This window comes from Paenochrobactrum glaciei (genome assembly GCF_039522165.1).
In the GTDB taxonomy this organism is placed as follows: domain Bacteria; phylum Pseudomonadota; class Alphaproteobacteria; order Rhizobiales; family Rhizobiaceae; genus Paenochrobactrum; species Paenochrobactrum glaciei.
Window position 1 is genome coordinate 363,548 of the sequence record NZ_BAAADE010000002.1, and the last position, 17,969, is coordinate 381,516.

Genomic DNA, 17,969 nt, shown 5'->3' on the forward strand with positions numbered 1-17,969 from the left:
TTTTTTCTTATACGCCTTGATCTTTAATCATGCCACAGTCAAACCAGTCTTGAGTGTAAAAGGAGCAAAAAACATGGCACGCTGGCTGACGGTGATCGGAATTGGCGAAGACGGTTTTTCCGGTCTGGGACAGCAAGCACAAAATGCTATTGCTTCGGCACAAGCGATTTTTGGCGGGCAGCGTCATCTGGCCTTGGTTGAAGGCCATCATCAGGCTGAGAGCATTGCCTGGCCGGTGCCTTTTGCAAAATCTTATGAAATGATTGCTGCACGACAAGGAAAGCCGGTGGTGGTTCTTGCCAGCGGTGATCCGATGTTTTTTGGTATGGGCGCCAGCATTATGCGGCATTTCACTCTTGATGAGGTGGAAATTATTCCTTTCCCGTCCTCTTATTCATTGGCAGCAGCGCGGATGGGCTGGGCATTGCAGGATGTGGATTGTTTAAGCGTTCATGGGCGACCATTGGCGATTTTACAAAAATATATTCATGCAAAGCGCAAACTGTTGGTGCTGAGTGATAGCGGTCAGACTCCCTTAGCTGTGGCGCAATTATTGCAGGCGCGTAGGTTCGCTCGAAGCCAAATCACTGCGCTTGAGCATTTAGGTGGAGAAAAAGAACATATTCACAGCGCTGAAGCGGCTGTCTGGCAGGCATCCGAATGTGCCGATCTGAATATTTTGGCGATTGAGTGCATCGCCGATGAAAAGCCTGTTTTAATGCCGCTGAGTACTGGCTTGAGTGACACACATTTTATCAATGATGGTCAGCTCACTAAACAAGATATTCGTGCGGTAACGCTTGCCCGTTTAAGCCCTGAACCTTTTCAGCTTCTCTGGGATGTGGGTGCCGGTTGCGGCTCTGTCAGTATTGAATGGATGCGGCTGCATCCAAGCTGCCGCGCCATTGCCATTGAAGCCAATGCGCAAAGGCAGGAGTTTATCTTGCAAAATGCTGCAAATCTAGGTGTGCCTTCATTGCAGCTGGTGCGCGGTAAGGCGCCGCAAGCGTTAGCTGGATTGGAAGCGCCGGATGCCATTTTTATTGGCGGCGGTGTAACAGGTGAAGATGTTTTGCAAAGCTGCTGGCAGGCTTTAAAGCCAGGCGGTCGGCTGGTTGCCAATGCCGTGACACTGCAAAGCGAGTTGGCGCTGCATCAATGGCGTGCGCAATATGGGGGTGAGCTGGTGCGCCTTAGCGTGGCGCAAGCCGCAGAGCTTGGCTCCTTTGATGTGTGGCGGCAAGCCTTGCCGGTCACAATATTGTGTTCGCAGAAATCACGATAATTTAAATATGACTTGAAATGTCATGTTTAAATAGTTACGGCTTGGATCATGAAATCTGTAGCGAATTTGAACGCGGCAGAAGAGGGAAAATTCATGAGCATTTTACAAGCGAATCTTGAAACCACTGTTCAAGATCCTTCCGTTCTGATCGATAAAATCACCAAAATTTTTGAAGAACATGCGCAAATCACGACTGAGAGCGCAGTGACAAAAATCAGTCTGCCTTATGGCTCGGCAGATTTATTCGCTGAACAGGAAAAATTCTGCGTCAATGTCACATCCGAAGATGATGCAGGGCTGGCCTATATGAAATATGCCATTGCTTATCAGCTGACGGAAACATTGAAAGAAGAAAATTCAGACGCAAAGATCGTCTGGAGCGGTGATGGTGCTGCCGGAACGGTTCTCGCATTTTTACGTGAGATGCAGGTGGTTTCCAATACTGAAGTCACGCCTTTAATGCGTCGGGTGCGATTGCGCGGTGAAAACCTTGAACGCTTTACCCGTGATGGTTTGCATGTCCGTTTGCTGTTTCCAAAGCATAAAAATGTTAAGCCTGAATGGCCGGTGATGGGTGAAAGCGGCATACCTGTCTGGCCGGAAGGTGAAAAAGAATTGGTCGGACGTGCCTATACAATCCGTCATATCGATGTGGATGCAGGCATTGTCGATATTGATCTGGTTTTGCATGAATGCGACGAAGACAGTGCGCATGACGGCGGCTATGGCGCGCGCTGGGCTGTTGAGGCGAAAGCCGGCGATATTGTTGGCATGACAGGTCCGGGCGGTGGTAGCGCGCCTTTAACCGCTGATTGGTATTTGCTGGCTGGTGATGAAACAGCGCTTCCGGCTATCGGGCGTATTCTGGAAAATTTGCCTGCTGGCAGTAAAGCCACAGTACGGATAGAAATTGCAGATAAAGCTGAAGAACAAGTATTAAATACAAAAGCAGAGCTTGATCTTCGCTGGCTTCATCGTAATGGTATAAAAGGTGACAAAAACCAACTACTTTATGATGCCGTACGAGAAATTGATTATCCGGATCATGAAGAGAATATTTTTGTCTGGGTGGGCTGCGAGTTCAGCGCTTTTCGTTCGATCAGAAGCTTTGTTCGCAAGGAAAAGAAAATACCCCGTGAAAAACATCTGGTTGTTGCTTATTGGCGCCAAGGCACCAGCGGCGATGCGGCCAGGCGGGAATAATGCAGGCGCTGTGTTAACCGGCAGCCTGCCAATAATATGGAATGATAATGCTTCGTCGGTTTATGGACTATTACAAACCCTATAAGGGATTGTTCTTCTTAGATTTCGGCTGCGCTATTTTAGCAGGTCTTCTGGAACTCGGCTTCCCGATGGCAGTGAAATTATTTGTCGATGATTTGCTGCCGAGCCAGCATTGGGGGCTGATTTTAGTCGCATCAGCCGCCCTTTTGGTGATCTATCTGGTCAATACCGGTCTGATGGCGATTGTGAATTATTGGGGCCATATGCTTGGCATCAATATTGAAACAGAAATGCGCCGCAAGCTGTTTGATCACATGCAGAAATTATCATTCAGTTTTTATGATAATAATAAAACCGGTCATCTGATCGCGCGTGTGACAAAAGATTTGGAAGAGGTTGGTGAGGTTGCTCACCATGGCCCTGAAGATCTTTTCATTGCGATTATGACCTTTATCGGCGCCTTCATTCTGATGTTCTATGTCAATCCGCAATTGGCATTGATTACCGCCGCGGTGGTGCCGTTTGTGGTTTGGGTATCGGGTCGTTATGGCAGCCGCATGACGCAAAACTTCCGTGCTCTTTATCGCCGTGTGGGTGATTTCAACGTGCGCGTCGAAGAAAATGTCGGCGGTATGCGTGTGGTGCAGGCTTTTGCCAATGAAGACCATGAGCGTGAACTTTTTGCCCGTGACAACCAGAACTACCGTCAAACCAAACTGAGCGCCTATAAGATCATGGCGGCTTCAACATCGCTGACCTATTTGTCGATGCGTTTGACCCAGTTAATCGTCATGCTGGCCGGTACTTATTTCGTGCTGCAAGATCAGCTCAGCGCTGGTGGATTTGTTTCTTTCCTGCTTTTGGTGACAGTGTTTATTCGTCCGGTTGAGAAAATCAGCTCGGTCATTGAAACCTATCCAAAAGGCATTGCAGGTTTCAGACGTTATCTGGAACTTTTGGAAACCGAACCGGATATTGTCGATGCACCGGATGCGGTGGCTGTAACCGATCTTAAAGGTGATATTAGCTTTGAAAATGTCAGCTTTGGCTATTCGCCGGAGAAGCTGGTTCTCAATAATATCAGTCTGGATATCAAGGCCGGTGAAACAATCGCTTTTGTTGGCCCTTCTGGTGCCGGTAAAACCACGCTTTGTTCGCTGCTACCGCGCTTTTATGAGGTGAATTCGGGTGCCATTAAAGTTGATGGTATCGACATTCGTAAAATGACGCTGGCGTCGTTGCGCAGCCAGATTGGTATCGTGCAGCAGGATGTGTTCCTGTTTGGCGGCACAATCCGCGAGAATATTGCTTATGGCCGTCTGGATGCGAGTCTGGATGATATCCGTGAGGCAGCCAAGCGGGCACGTCTTGATACTATGATTGAATCTATGCCTGAGGGCTATGAAACCATGATTGGTGAGCGCGGCGTGAAATTGTCAGGCGGACAAAAGCAACGTCTGGCTATTGCGCGTATGTTCCTGAAAAATCCGCCGATCCTGATTTTGGATGAGGCAACATCGGCACTGGATACTGAAACGGAACGCGCCATTCAGCGCTCGCTGGCAGAGCTTTCCGATGGGCGTACATCGCTGGTGATTGCGCACCGTTTGGCAACCATCCGCAATGCTGACCGTATTGTGGTGGTTAATGAAAGCGGCATTGCCGAGCAGGGCACGCATCATGATCTGCTTAAAGTGGGCGGTATTTATAAGCGCCTGCATGATGTACAGTTTGAGCAAGTGGCAGCGGAATAAAGACAAACAAAAACGCCGGACTTTTAAAATCCGGCGTTTTTTATGCAATTTTCTGATCAAATCAGAAATTGTAGTTCAAACCAGCTTTCAGCATATGGTTATGCAGCTTGTTGGTCTGGCTCACGCCATTTACATTTGATTTTACATTGCTGATACGCATGTAGTCATATTCAGCTTTGACGGAAAGCGGGCCGGAGAGTTTCTGCTCAACACCAGCGCCAACCAGAACACCACCTTCCCAACCCGGGCCTTTGGTGGTTGCTTCCTGCTTTTTGAACTTGGTGGTGCCATAACCCAATGTGCCATAGACAAGGGTGCTGTCCATTGCATAGCCGGCTTTAGCTTTTGCTGCCGCATTCCAGGACTGCTGCAAACGACCGCCATTGCCAATATTATGTTCAGCTTCGGCAAAGTTCAGTTCAACTTCACCACCGACAACAAAATTGCCGGACTGGATGTTTTTACCAGCAACAACACCGGTCAAAATGCCGGAGCGACTCGAGAACGGGCTTGGCACTTTTGAAGAAGATGCACCAATCTGCGCACCAATATAAGTGTTGTTCCAATCCGAGCTTGATGACACTGGTGTGTCATACGAATAGTCGTTGTTGTTATTGAGGTAATCAGCGGCATGGCCGGCAACTGGGCTTGCCAAAATTGCTACGCTGAGGCTCGTCATCAGAATGTGCATTTTACTCATCGGGTACTCCATCGCCACGAAACTCAACACTGTGGCTTCAAAACGCTTGTTGCACCGTTCGATTCTTAGTTCATCCGGCGCTGTTGGAGTGATTTTCACCGATAATTATGACTAAATTGGTGAAGAACTGCCGCAATCAGGCAGTCATCACGCTTAAATTTATCACCATGATTAATAATTGGTAACCGGTCTGATTGGCTGCAATTCAGATCAATTTAAGCCCGCGCATACTGATATGACCACTTTTCCCAACGATTATATGGTCGTGAATAGTGACGCCTAATGGCTTACCTGCCTCGATTAACAGCTTGGTCATGTCAATATCGGCACGCGACGGGGTAGGGTCGCCGGATGGGTGGTTATGGACAACAATAATCGCGGTGGATGAAAGCTCCAGCGCGCGCCGGATCACTTCGCGCGGATAAACGGGGGTATGATCGACGGTGCCAATTTGTTGTACTTCATCGGAAATCAATTTGTTCTTTTTATCCAGAAACAAAATGCGGAATTGTTCGCGTTCTTCATAAGCCATGGCGGTCATGCAATATTGCACAACTTTGCTCCAAGCGTCGAGTGCGATACGTCCTACCACTTCATTGCGGTTTTGCCGCTTGCTAACGGCAGCCACTAACTTCAAATCAAACGCGACAGATTTACCGCAGCCGGGTACTTCACAAAGCAAATGTTCCGGTGCGCCTAAAACTTCACTTAAAGACCCGAAACGGGCGAGTAGTGCTTTTGCAATCGGTTTTGTGTCGGCACGTGGGATTGAGCGGAATAAAAGCAGTTCGAGCAATTCATAGTCGGCCATGATTTCATCGCCGGCTTTTTTAAATTTTTCTCGCACGCGATCACGATGGCCGAAGTAATGCGGGACTTCAGGCTTGGCGCTTAAGGCAGCTATTTTGGCTGTCTGTTCGGAAAATCCGAGTAATTCATCATTAGCGAGTGTTTTTTTAGTCATTCTGCTTGTTCGCCCCCTCCTTGCGCATACACAGACAGACTTATACTGATGCAACAGTTTTCGTGATTAGAACATAATAAATATAAAAATGAAGTCTTGATGAATAAAAACGCCGCCAAATAATTATATTTGACGGCGTTGATTTATATTTAGCGCATGGAAGCAGGGCCGAAGATGTTTTTCGGCGAGAGCGTAAATATCTCGCAACCATCTTTGGTTACACCGACAGTATGCTCATATTGAGCGGTCAGCGAGCGGTCACGCGTTACCGCCGTCCAGCCGTCTTTCAGCACTTTTACGTCCGGTTTGCCTAAGTTGATCATCGGTTCGATGGTAAAAATCATGCCTTCGCGCATTTCAACGCCGTCATTGACGGTGCCGTAATGCAGGATATTGGGTGCGTCATGGAAAATCTGGCCAACGCCGTGACCACAAAAATCACGCACTACTGAACAGCGTTCACTTTCAGCATAGGTTTGGATCGCTGCACCAATAGCACCGGTTTTAACACCCGGTTTAACAGCAGCAATACCGCGCAACAGACTTTCATATGTCACTTCCATCAGGCGCTCGGACGCGCGCTTTATTTGCCCGACCGGATACATGCGGCTGGAATCGCCATGCCAATTGTCTTTCAGATAGGTGACATCGATATTGACAATATCGCCTTCACGCAGTGGCTTGTCATCGGGAATACCGTGACAGACGACGTGGTTGATTGAAGTGCAGACTGATTTTGTATAGCCGCGATAGTTAAGTGTCGCCGGAATGGCACCATGATCAGCACCAAATTCAAACACGAATTTGTCGATCTGGTTGGTGGTCACGCCCGGTTTGACAATATCATTCAGCTCATCAAGGCAACGTGCTGTCAGATTGCAAATCTGGCGCATCGATTCAAAGGCTTCCGGCCCGTAAAGCTTAATCTGTCCGGTTTGCTTGAGAGGGGCAAGGGCGGCATCAATATAAGTAACCATTATAAATCCGATCAGATCGTTTCATCGATCGCTACCATAGCTGTAGCGGTTATTTCTTTGGGTGATATGTGGCATCGAACAGCATAAGCCTCAACCCCGTTTTTACGGGCAAACTGAAATGCTTGCGCGTAAGCGGGGTCTAAATCGCCGCTAATGCGGAAAATATCGCAGTCTTCACGCTGAATAACAAAAAGCATTGCAGCGCGATTGCCGGCTTTGACCATATCAACCAGCTCATGCAAATGTTTTGTACCGCGTGCAGTCACCGTATCAGGAAACTCCGCTATTCGAGGTGTTCTGATAAAGTGAACATTTTTCACTTCGACATAAATGTCAGGCTGGTTTTCCTGATGTAACAGCAGGTCAATACGGGAATTGTTGCCGTATTTTTGTTCACGCTTCAAACTGTCGAAGTTTTGAAGTTCAGGGATAAGCCCTTTGATCAAAGCTTCTTCGGCAATTTTGTTCGGCAGTGCCGTATTGACACCCACAAGTGTGTTGTCAGCTTCAACAATTTGTAAAGCGTGCGGATATTTGCGCTTCGGATCATCGGAAACGCTCATCCAGATGCGTGATCCGGGTGTGGTCAGGCCGAGCATTGAGCCGGTATTGCCAACCGATCCGGTGATGAAGCTGCCGTCATCAAGCGTTGCATCGACCAGAAAGCGTTTATAGCGGCGCTCAAGGCGACCGGTTACGAGGGGAGACGTGAATTGCATTATCAAGCTTTACGCCAAACCGCTCGCGCTTTGCAAGCCTGAGGTTTGGCGATGCTGAGGGCTTGGAAAAGGGCTTTTAAGCCTGACGGTTCCAGTCAAATGTCAGTTCTTCGCGGAAGGCAAACTGAATGATATGTTTTGCCACAACATCTTCCAGCTGCGCCTGAGTTTCGGCAGGTGCTTCAGCGGTAATGTCGAGGGCTTCGTCGCTGGCTTTGAGTGTTACAATCCGGCCATCGGTAAAAACAATGCGACCCTCTTGCGGGGTGAATTCAACTTCAAACTTATGCGACCAATGTTTGCACAATTGTTGCAGGTAACGGCTGGCGCTTTTGGTAGCAACGGTAACAGTAGAAATAGCCATCTTTGATTCCTTATGATTGAAGATCATAAGTTGAACCTATTTGACAGGTTTTAAATAAGCTACTGTTTTATTGGAAGATAAAAAAGAAAAAACACCAGTGAATGGTACGCCCAAGGGGAATCGAACCCCTGTTTCCGCCGTGAAAGGGCGGCGTCCTAACCGCTAGACGATGGGCGCCCGCTGGTGTGGGTGCCTTATAGGTGGGAAATTTATTCCGCGCAAGCCATTAAATTCATTTTTTTGAAAAAAACCGAAAATAATTTGGATTGTGGATAAGTTGCTGATTTCGTAGCCAGAAATCAGCTCTTACCACGGCACTTCCAGTTCCAGTCACGCTCAGGGCCGATATCAATATGAACGGATTTGGTATGGCAGTAAGTGCCAACACCACCGCGGGATGGCATGGCGCGTGCGACGCGGGCGATTTCCCACTTGGAAACGCCTTCAATCTGAATGTCGGCAGCAGCGCAGGTCATGTGCAGTGATTTGCGTGCGCCTTTGACCTTCACATTGTAAGACGGGCTGCGATAGCCGGACGTCACAATGACCGGTTTTTTGAAGTGACCTTCCAATTTACGTAACGTTTTGACCAGTTCCGGCTTAAGGCAGGCAACATCAACAGATTCACGCTGCACTTTCAGGCCGTTTGGCGCAAGGCGCGCCAGACCGGGAGCCGAAACGCGCAGTAAATGCGGCGCTTCATCTTCTTCATCGGCATCAATGTCGCTGTCGTCATAAACCGCATTGCGATGTTTGATTTCCAAGCCGCCATAAGCACGCACACCCGGCAACGCAAAATTATGGGTCTGTGCGGATGGTTGTTTTTTTAATTCCAGCGATGGTTTGCTCAATGTCGATGCCAGCACCACCGGTTTTTCAGTCGCAGCCGGAGTTAATGTTTCTGCGGCCTGCGTTTTTGGCGCTTCTGCTGGTTTGGCAGGGGCTGCTTCTGCACTTGTTTCAGGCTTGACGGCAGTGAAAGCTTCGGAAGATTTCGGTGTGGCGAAAAGGGCTGCAACCAATGTGGATTTCTGCGCCGGCTTTTCTGTGGTGACTTCTGCCGGTTCTGTGGCTTCCGCTACACTGACAGTTTCAGTTTTTGTTTCTGGCTTGGCTTCCGATGTTTCTGCTTTGGCAGTTTTTACCGGTTTAGCACTATTTTCTTCGGCAACCTTTTCATCAGCGGCCGTTTGCAGTGCTTCTGCGACAAGTGAGCCGTCAGCATTTGAAGATAGCTGAAGGGCAGACGAGCCGGAGCCGGTGGCCGTGCAGGCGCTTAATGTAAAAGCAGCCAGCAATCCAAACAGGGAAATACGGGCGCAGGTCGACGAATTCAGAAGAAACTTTTGCGTCTGTTTCTGGTTTGCAATCAAGTTTAGGCTCCAGATTGTCACCGGAGCATAACGCAGTCGCAGCCGGTTCATTTAGAAAACATCAAATATGCTTTCCGGTATTTCAGTTTAAACACACAAAATCAGCCGAAAAATCAGATGTTTAATCCTGATAATTATGGGCTGATTGGTGCTTATGCTTAATGAAGTTTTAAGGTTAAACAGTATCGAATGCAATCTTTTGCCAGTAACAGCCTGTAAAAACCATGTAACATTGCGTGAGATTTTTGGTTTTTTATTGTGTTTTATTCAAATAATTCAGGCTTCTGCTTGATTGTCTGAGAGATGTAAAATTTTAAGACCGGCAGGTAAATTTGCACTGATTTTGAACGATCCGGCTGAATCGGGAGCCGTTTGCGAACTATTATTATAAAGAAAGGCAAAACATGCCCGAAAAGCGCAACTCTGATATTGACAAAAACGGGCATACTAACCAGACATAGCAGTGCTGTTTATTGTGGTTTGTTGCAAGGACAGCTCCGCTTGTGCCGATACGTGCATAAGCGGGTTCATGAAAATTTGGATCAGGCGAATATGACTGTGCACTTTCGGCAACCTTCCCGTTTCACCCTTGGCCTTGCGGCAGTGGCAATGATGGCCGCGCTCGCGGGTTGCGCGGGCGGAGCGGAATTTCAGGGTACGCCGCAAGAGGGTGCACGCCGTACGGGTGTCTATCCGAATTTCGGGCATATGCCTCAGGCGGCAACCAGCCAGATCACCGCGCAGGAAAAAGACGATACAACCAACGCACTTGATGCGGAGCGTAAGCGTCTGAAGTCTGTTAAGGGTGAAAAGCCATTGACCGCCGCACAGCTGGCCGAGCTTCGCAGACAAGCTCAGGCCGAGGCCAATGCCACCTTGCAGGCGATTGAAAACAGCAATTGATCAACGCCTTCACTTAAAAAACTGACGCTATCATTGTATCGCCGCTGGCTTTTTTGAGCTGAAGTTTCATAGCAACCTTTTTCGGAACAGGATCATGTCGGAAGAATTTCATAAAGTCCGTCGTTTGCCGCCTTATGTCTTTGAACAAGTTAATCGTCTCAAGGCGGCGGCGCGAGCGGGCGGCGCCGACATAGTGGATCTAGGGATGGGTAATCCTGATCTGCCAACTCCGCAAAATATCGTTGATAAACTATGTGAAGCGGTTCAGGACCCGCGCGCGCACCGTTATTCTTCATCGAAGGGTATTCCGGGTTTGCGTAAGGCGCAGGCAAATTATTACGAGCGCCGTTTTGGTGTGAAGCTTAATCCGGATACACAGGTTATTGCGACGCTGGGTTCCAAGGAAGGTTTTGCCAATATGGCGCAGGCCATCACCGCACCGGGTGATGTGGTTTTGTGTCCGGATCCAACCTATCCGATCCATTCCTTCGGCTTTATCATGTCAGGCGGCGTGATCCGTTCAGTACAGGCAAAGCCGGATGATAATTTCATTCCGTCACTGGAACGCGGTATCAAACATTCTATCCCGAAGCCGATTGCTTTGATCCTCAATTTCCCGTCCAACCCGACCGCCTATGTGGCGACGCTGGACTTCTATAAGGAAGTGGTGGACTTTGCCCGCAAGCATGAAATCATCATTTTGTCGGACTTGGCTTATTCGGAAATCTACTTTGACGGCACACCGCCGCCATCCGTGCTTCAGGTGCCGGGTGCAATGGATGTTGCGGTTGAATTTACCTCAATGTCCAAGACTTTCTCGATGCCGGGCTGGCGCATGGGCTTTGCCGTTGGTAATGAGCGTTTGATCGCAGCGCTGACACGCGTTAAATCCTATCTGGATTATGGTGCATTTACACCAATTCAGGTGGCAGCAACCGCTGCATTGAACGGTGACGGCTCCGATATTGAATATGTGCGCAATGTCTATCATCAGCGCCGCGATGTGCTGGTTGACAGTTTTGCACGCGCCGGATGGGATGTGCCGCCGCCAGCAGCAACAATGTTTGCCTGGGTGCCAATTCCGGAGAAGTTCAAGGCAATGGGTTCGCTGGAATTTTCCAAACTGCTCATTGAAAAGGCTGATGTGGCCGTTGCGCCGGGCTTGGGCTTTGGCGAACATGGCGACGATCATGTGCGTATTGCGCTGGTGGAAAATGAACATCGTATTCGTCAGGCTGCACGCAACATCAAGCGCTTCTTAAGCTCTTATGATGACGGCGCTGCCTGATTAAACGAGCTTTAAACTCTGTGCCGCCGAAAGTTTTGGCGGCACATCCAAATTAAAAACAACTTCTGTGAAAGACTTTTGAGGAAAAGACGATGAGTGAAGCATTACGGATCGGCGTGGCCGGATTAGGCACCGTTGGCGGCTCAGTACTACGTATTTTACGTGAAAAAGCCCAAATGCTCACTCGTCAGTGCGGAAGAGAAATGATCGTGACCGCGGTCAGTGCGCGTGATCGTTCGCGCGACCGTGGTGTCGATCTGACAAATATTGCATGGTTTGATGATCCGGTAGAGCTGGCCAAATCTGACAAGATCGACGTATTCGTTGAGCTGATCGGTGGCGATGAAGGCCCTGCCAAAGCGTCTGTTGAAGCAGCACTTAATGCCGGTCGTCATGTGGTAACAGCCAATAAAGCGTTGCTTGCCAAACATGGTGTGGCTTTGGCAGAAATTGCCGAGGAAAAAGGTATTCTGCTTAACTTTGAAGCAGCGGTTGCCGGTGGCATTCCTGTTATTAAAGCCATGCGTGAATCCTTGACCGGCAATACCGTGTCACGCGTTTACGGTATCATGAACGGCACCTGCAATTACATCCTCACCCGCATGTGGGAAGAGGGGATTTCATTTGAAGATTGCTTGGCCGATGCGCAGCGTTTGGGCTATGCCGAAGCTGATCCGACCTTTGATATTGAAGGTAATGATACCGCGCATAAGCTTGCATTGCTGACAAGCCTTGCATTCGGCAATCAGATTGCTGCCGATGATATTTATATGGAAGGTATTAGCAATATTTCACTGGCTGATATTCGTGCGGCCGATGAACTGGGCTATCGCATTAAATTGCTGGGTGTAGCACTTCAAACGCCAACTGGTATTGAACAGCGCGTGCAGCCGACCATGGTGCCGACTTCCTCTGTGATTGCGCAGGTGCATGGCGTGACCAATGCGGTGGCGATTGAAACTGATTTGCTGGGTGAGTTGCTGTTGTCGGGGCCGGGTGCCGGTGGCAATGCAACCGCATCGGCAGTGCTTGGTGATCTGGCTGATATTGCCAAAAGCCGTCCGGGCTTCCAGCATGGCCCTGTATTCGGCACACCTGCAAAAGCTTTGGCCCCTTATAAACGTGCAGACGTACGTAAGCATGACGGCGGTTATTTCATTCGTTTGACCGTGCATGATCGTCTTGGCGCATTTGCTGCAATTGCCAAGCGCATGACTGAAAATGAAATTTCGCTTGAATCGATTGTGCAGCGTCCGCCGATGGATCACCATGCTGAAGGCATTAAAACCATTATTCTGGTGACGCATGAAACAACCGAATCGGCGGTAAAATCAGCACTTCAGGCTATTTTGGAAGATGATCACTTGGTGGATAAGCCGCAGATGATCCGTATTGAACGCGCCGGTTAAGGCGCGTTTCACGCAAATGGGCAAGACTGAAACGAAGTGTGTAGTCGCTTAAATCGATTAAGGTTTTGACAGTTCTTGTTTTAAGCGTGCCTGCCCCTTGCTAGTGATAAGAGACTTTGACAAAAGAACCGGACGGCGCTTAACTCAATCTGTGAGTAACGCCGTTTAACGGCATGCGTTTTGTTTAAAGGCAGCCACTTTTCATGTGCGATTTCGTTTGAAACTTAAACCATCGCAGTAACCGATTAAAAATTCAGGACTTTGTTCAAATGGCTAAAACCGCAGAGCAGCAACCACACGGACTTGATCGTATTTTAACGCTCGAATTGGTGCGTGTAACCGAGCGCGCGGCCGTTGCGGCAGCCAGATTACGCGGTCGCGGTGACGAAATGGCAGCCGATCAGGCCGCTGTTGATGCGATGCGTCAGGAACTCAACAATCTGCCGATCAACGGTACAGTGGTGATTGGCGAAGGCGAACGCGACGAAGCGCCGATGCTTTATATTGGTGAAGAAGTTGGTACCCGTCAGGGAACCGATGTAGATATCGCACTTGATCCATTAGAAGGCACAACACTTTGTGCTAAGAATCTGCCAAATTCACTGGCGGTTGTTGCGATTGCTGAAAAAGGCAATCTGCTCAATGCACCAGACGTTTATATGGAAAAGATTGCTGTCGGCCCTGGTTATCCGGAAGGCGTTGTCCATCTTGATGCAACACCAACCGAAAACATTCTGTCGCTGGCAAAAGCTAAAGGTGTTGCACCAAGCGCGATTACCGCTTGCATTATGGATCGTCCGCGTCATGCCCGTCTGATTGAAGAAGTTCGCGCAACCGGCGCTGCGATTTATCTGATCGGTGATGGCGACGTTGCTGGTGTGATGCACACAACCAACCCTGAAGAAACCGGCATTGATATTTATATCGGTATCGGTGGCGCGCCGGAAGGCGTTTTGGCTGCGGCAGCTCTGCGCTGCATCGGTGGTCAGATGCAGGGTCGCTTGCAGCTCAACACCGAAGAAAAAATTGCTCGCGCTGCGAAAATGGGCATTTCTGACCCGAACAAAATCTACACCATGAACGAAATGGCAAAAGGCGATGTGCTGTTTGCTGCGACCGGTGTAACGGACGGCAACATGCTGTCGGGCGTTAAATTTGCGCGCGATTACATCCAGACCCACACAATCGTTATGCGTTCAAGCTCGCAGACCGTACGTGAAATCAAAGCCCGCCATCAGGATCTGTCAAAGTTCTAATATTGGCGGCGGCCAAGAACAATTTATCGAATATTTCAAAAGGCGGCATTGCAAAAATGCCGCCTTTTGTGTTCATAAAAGACATGATGGATTCAGAGCGTCTTTTTCTAAATGTACGAAAATCAGCCACCGGACAAAAATGGGTGGATCGGTTGGGCTTGAGGGAAGCCAATACGGCTTTAGCCATTGCGCAAAACCATGGTATTCATGATCTGGTTGCGCGGGTACTGGCTGGTCGCGGTGTGCCACTTGACGGTGCTGCCGAATTTATTGACCCGACAATTCGCAATTTAATGCCTGATCCTTTGACGCTGACCGATATGGACAAAGCGGCGACGCGCATTGTGCAGGCAATCGAGAGGAAAGAAAAAGTTGCAATTTTTGGTGATTATGACGTGGATGGGGCATGCTCATCGGCGTTAATGGCCAGATTTTTGCAGCACTATAATATTCCTTATCAGATTTATATTCCGGATCGTATTTTTGAAGGCTACGGGCCTAATCCGCAGGCTATGCAGGACTTGGTGGAAAATGGCGCTTCACTGATCGTGACTGTCGATTGCGGCACCAATAGTGCGCCATCCATTGATGCGGCCAATCAGGCAGGTGCTGATGTTGTGGTGCTTGATCACCATCAGGTTGGCGGTGAATTGCCTGAAAATGCGGTGGCGATTGTTAATCCCAATCGCGAAGATGATATTTCGCTGCAAGGACATCTGTGTGCAGCCGGTGTTGTTTTCCTGACATTGGTGCAGGTGGCAAAACAAATGCGTGCGCGTGGAAGCACGGCACCGGATTTATTGTCGCTACTTGATCTGGTGGCTTTGGCAACGGTTTGCGATGTGGTGCCGCTCAAAGGTGTTAATCGCGCTTTTGTGGTCAAAGGCCTGTTGGTGGCACATGCCCAAAGCAATATCGGTCTGGCGGCATTGGCGCGTGTTGCTCGTATTGGTGAACCGCTTAATGCATTTCATTTAGGCTTTATGATTGGCCCGCGCATTAATGCCGGTGGCCGTATCGGTGATGCGGGGCTTGGTGCGCGTTTGCTTGCATTGCATGAACCTGCGGAAGCTGAACAAATTGCACAAGAACTTGACCGTCTCAATCAAGAGCGCCAAGCGATGGAAGTGCAGATGCTGGCTGAAGCCGAAGCAGAAGCTTTGGTGGAAATTTCCGGCGGTGAGGGTGCATCTGTGATTGTAACCGCCAGCAATGACTGGCATCCGGGCATTGTCGGCTTGTTGGCCTCACGCTTGAAAGACAAAGCCCGCCGTCCGGCTTTTGCCATTGCATTCAACCGTAACAATATCGGCACCGGCTCCGGCCGCTCGATTAATGGTGTTGATTTGGGCAAACTGGTTGCCAAAGCGGTAGAGCAGGGCTTGCTTGTTAAAGGTGGCGGCCATGCGATGGCTGCTGGTATTACCATTGAACGTGACAAGCTTGGCGCTTTCCGTGGTTTCATGGAAGAAGAAGCAGGTGCGCGCGTGAGAAATTTACGCGAAAATCAAAGCCTTTCGGTCGATGGTGCATTGGCTGCATCGGGGGCGACGGTTCAGCTTTATCAGGCTTTGCAAAAGGCGGGGCCTTATGGTTCGGGTCATAGTCAGCCGGTTTTGGCATTGCCTCATCATGTTGTGGCTGATGCACGGTTGGTCGGGCGCGATCATGTTAAAGTGACGCTGAAAGGTGCCGATGGCAAACGGGTAAACGGCATTGCATTTCGCGCTGCCGAAGCGCCGCTGGGCAAGTTTTTGCTGAACCGTATCGGGCATCCTGTCCATATTGCCGGTACGCTCAATCTCAATCATTGGAACGGTTCGGTTTCAACGCAAATTCAAATTTTGGACGCTGCCCAGCCTGAATAAATAGCAAAATCATATAAATCCCTGATTTTGTGCGTAATTTTGCACGCTCAGGGGTGTAATGATGCATGAGGCATCCTATATGATGCCAAAATATGAAATTTATCGAGGAGATATGTATGTTTCGTGCTGCTTCGCGTTTTACGCAGCTCTTAGCCATTGTGGCAGTTGGACTGGCGACTTCGCTGGTCATTATTGATACTGCCGATGCACGGCGGATGGGTGGCGGTTTCGGCAGCCGCGGTGCGCGTACGCATCAGGCACCGGCACCAACACGCACAGCACCAAACAATGCTGCTCCGGTTGATCGTAGCATGACACCAAACACAGGCAATACGGCACAGCGTCCGGCGGCAGCACCGGCTGCAGCTAATGCGGCCAAGCCTGGTCTGTTTGGTGGTTTTGGTCGCTCTATGCTTGGTGGCCTGATGATGGGCGGCCTGCTTGGCATGCTGCTGGGTTCAGGTTTTGGCGGTATGGCCGGTATGTTTGGCATGTTGTTGCAGGTCGCAATCATTGCGCTGCTGGCTATGCTGGCAATGCGCTTTTTTGCAAGCCGTCGTCAGACAGCAACCGCAGGTGCCAGTGCTGGTAATGCGCATGCTTATGCGCAGCCGCAAGGTTTTGGTTCGCAGGGCTTTGGCGCTGCAAAATCATCAGTGCCAAACACAGGCGGTTCATTTGGCGGACGCACCCCTTCAGTCAACCCGTTTGAAGCAAAAGCGGATGAAGAGCCGGTTGTTGAAGAAAAGCCGTTTTCTGTTGGTCAGGAAGAACTGAACCGTTTTGAAGAGATGCTGACAGAAATACAGACCGCTTATGGTCAGGAAGATTATGGCGTGTTGCGTAAGCTTTCGACACCGGAAGCCATGTCTTATCTGGCTGAAGAACTGGGCGAAATCGCATCTTCGGGCAAGCGTAATTCTGTGACTGATATTAAATTGTTGCAGGGCGACATTTCAGAATCATGGAGCGAAGGCGATAAAGATTATGTCACCGTGGCAATGCGTTATTCCAGCGTTGATGTGATGGTGGATCGCGTGAGCGGTGATGTGGTTGAAGGCAATCCTGATGAAGCGACCGAAAGCACCGAGCTTTGGACATTTGTGCGTCAGGATGCTGGTGAGTGGAAGCTTTCCGCAATCCAGAGCGCTAATGATTAAGCAGTTAGCTTAAAGTGTAAAAAAAGCCCGGCCAATGTGCCGGGCTTTTTGTTTGTTGAATCAATTCAGTATTTTATGGTCTTTGGCTGATAAGTTGATTCAGGCGCGTTGTCGGGCGTTACCAAGTGCCGACATTGGGGGCAGAAGCCCAAGGCTCTTGCGGTGCCAGTGATTCACCATTTTGGATAAGCTCGATGGAAATGCCATCTGGTGAGCGGATAAATGCCATATGGCCATCACGTGGCGGGCGGTTGATGACCACGCCTTGATCTGCCAAATTCTGACAGACCTCATAAATATTATCGACGCCATAAGCCAAATGGCCGAAATTGCGCCCGCCGGTATAATTTTCCGGATCCCAGTTATAGGTCAGTTCCAGTGTCGGGGCGCGGTCACCTTTGGCGCGTTCGATGTCACCGTCAGCAGCAAGGAAAATCAAAGTAAAACGGCCTTTTTCATTTTCAATGCGGCGAACTTCTTTCATGCCGAATTTGTTGATGTAAAAATCCAGCGATTCATCAATGTCGCGGATACGTACCATTGTGTGCAAATAGCGCATTCTCTTTATCCCTTTTTCAAAAGCCGCAAAATCTGAACATTATCTGATCAGATCACCATATTCAGTATAATTTATCAGCTAAAACACAAATTGATGGCCATATAATGTGATAAGTAAATGAGGAGAACTGTGAAGTATGCAACTTAGCACTTGCGGCCACCCGTTA

Annotated in this window: 16 protein-coding genes and 1 tRNA gene; 9 read left to right on the top strand and 8 right to left on the bottom strand. The window is 49.2% G+C overall.

The window, feature by feature from the left end; all coding sequences use genetic code 11:
* The first annotated feature begins 73 nt into the window (after nt 1-73).
* The 3 genes from cbiE (at nt 74) to ABDZ76_RS08075 (ending at nt 4,263) form a co-directional block, all read left to right on the top strand.
* Nucleotides 74-1,285: a precorrin-6y C5,15-methyltransferase (decarboxylating) subunit CbiE gene (gene cbiE / locus ABDZ76_RS08065; RefSeq protein WP_343804138.1), complete on the top strand. Its 1,212-nt coding sequence runs from the start codon at nt 74-76 to the stop codon at nt 1,283-1,285.
* Between the two features lie 93 nt (nt 1,286-1,378).
* The gene (locus ABDZ76_RS08070; RefSeq protein WP_343804141.1) at nt 1,379-2,488 is read left to right on the top strand and encodes a siderophore-interacting protein; all 1,110 of its coding nucleotides are present in this window, start codon (nt 1,379-1,381) and stop codon (nt 2,486-2,488) included.
* Between the two features lie 47 nt (nt 2,489-2,535).
* Nucleotides 2,536-4,263 (top strand): ABC transporter ATP-binding protein, encoded by a 1,728-nt coding sequence (locus tag ABDZ76_RS08075; protein WP_343804144.1) that lies wholly within the window; start codon nt 2,536-2,538, stop codon nt 4,261-4,263.
* A 61-nt stretch (nt 4,264-4,324) separates the two neighbouring features.
* Here the strand turns inward: ABDZ76_RS08075 and ABDZ76_RS08080 are convergent, their stop codons facing one another.
* The 7 genes from ABDZ76_RS08080 to ABDZ76_RS08110 all read right to left on the bottom strand — a co-directional run bounded on the left by ABDZ76_RS08080 (nt 4,325) and on the right by ABDZ76_RS08110 (nt 9,324).
* A complete protein-coding gene (locus ABDZ76_RS08080) occupies nt 4,325-4,963 on the bottom strand; it encodes an outer membrane protein (RefSeq protein WP_343804147.1) in 639 nt (212 codons plus the stop codon).
* A gap of 205 nt (nt 4,964-5,168) precedes the next feature.
* Entirely contained in the window at nt 5,169-5,927 is a 759-nt protein-coding gene (gene radC, locus ABDZ76_RS08085; protein ID WP_343804150.1) for a RadC family protein, read from the bottom strand.
* A 149-nt stretch (nt 5,928-6,076) separates the two neighbouring features.
* A complete protein-coding gene (gene map / locus ABDZ76_RS08090; RefSeq protein WP_343804153.1) occupies nt 6,077-6,904 on the bottom strand; it encodes a type I methionyl aminopeptidase in 828 nt (275 codons plus the stop codon).
* Nucleotides 6,905-6,915: 11 nt separating this feature from the next.
* Nucleotides 6,916-7,623: a DNA/RNA nuclease SfsA gene (gene sfsA / locus ABDZ76_RS08095; RefSeq protein WP_343804156.1), complete on the bottom strand. Its 708-nt coding sequence runs from the start codon at nt 7,621-7,623 to the stop codon at nt 6,916-6,918.
* A 76-nt stretch (nt 7,624-7,699) separates the two neighbouring features.
* A complete protein-coding gene (locus ABDZ76_RS08100) occupies nt 7,700-7,987 on the bottom strand; it encodes a DUF2218 domain-containing protein (RefSeq protein WP_343804159.1) in 288 nt (95 codons plus the stop codon).
* A gap of 102 nt (nt 7,988-8,089) precedes the next feature.
* A tRNA-Glu gene (locus ABDZ76_RS08105) sits at nt 8,090-8,164 on the bottom strand.
* Nucleotides 8,165-8,286: 122 nt separating this feature from the next.
* Nucleotides 8,287-9,324, bottom strand: a complete 1,038-nt coding sequence (locus ABDZ76_RS08110; protein ID WP_425541762.1) for a YcbK family protein — start codon at nt 9,322-9,324, stop codon at nt 8,287-8,289.
* A gap of 588 nt (nt 9,325-9,912) precedes the next feature.
* Here ABDZ76_RS08110 and ABDZ76_RS08115 point away from each other — a divergent pair.
* From ABDZ76_RS08115 to ABDZ76_RS08140, 6 genes are all read left to right on the top strand, one after another.
* Nucleotides 9,913-10,263 (top strand): hypothetical protein, encoded by a 351-nt coding sequence (locus ABDZ76_RS08115; protein WP_343804165.1) that lies wholly within the window; start codon nt 9,913-9,915, stop codon nt 10,261-10,263.
* Nucleotides 10,264-10,357: 94 nt separating this feature from the next.
* The gene (locus tag ABDZ76_RS08120; protein WP_184218773.1) at nt 10,358-11,551 is read left to right on the top strand and encodes an LL-diaminopimelate aminotransferase; all 1,194 of its coding nucleotides are present in this window, start codon (nt 10,358-10,360) and stop codon (nt 11,549-11,551) included.
* A 92-nt stretch (nt 11,552-11,643) separates the two neighbouring features.
* Complete coding sequence (locus ABDZ76_RS08125; protein WP_343804172.1) at nt 11,644-12,960, top strand: homoserine dehydrogenase; 1,317 nt, start codon at nt 11,644-11,646, stop codon at nt 12,958-12,960.
* A 269-nt stretch (nt 12,961-13,229) separates the two neighbouring features.
* A complete protein-coding gene (glpX, locus tag ABDZ76_RS08130; protein WP_184218768.1) occupies nt 13,230-14,216 on the top strand; it encodes a class II fructose-bisphosphatase in 987 nt (328 codons plus the stop codon).
* A gap of 86 nt (nt 14,217-14,302) precedes the next feature.
* Nucleotides 14,303-16,084, top strand: coding sequence for a single-stranded-DNA-specific exonuclease RecJ (gene recJ, locus ABDZ76_RS08135; RefSeq protein ID WP_343804732.1), 1,782 nt, complete (start codon nt 14,303-14,305; stop codon nt 16,082-16,084).
* Nucleotides 16,085-16,200: 116 nt separating this feature from the next.
* Nucleotides 16,201-17,244 (top strand): TIM44-like domain-containing protein, encoded by a 1,044-nt coding sequence (locus ABDZ76_RS08140; protein WP_343804176.1) that lies wholly within the window; start codon nt 16,201-16,203, stop codon nt 17,242-17,244.
* Between the two features lie 118 nt (nt 17,245-17,362).
* On the opposite strand, the gene ABDZ76_RS08145 is transcribed toward ABDZ76_RS08140, so the two are convergent.
* Complete coding sequence (locus ABDZ76_RS08145) at nt 17,363-17,803, bottom strand: VOC family protein (protein WP_343804179.1); 441 nt, start codon at nt 17,801-17,803, stop codon at nt 17,363-17,365.
* Between the last annotated feature and the right edge of the window lie 166 nt (nt 17,804-17,969).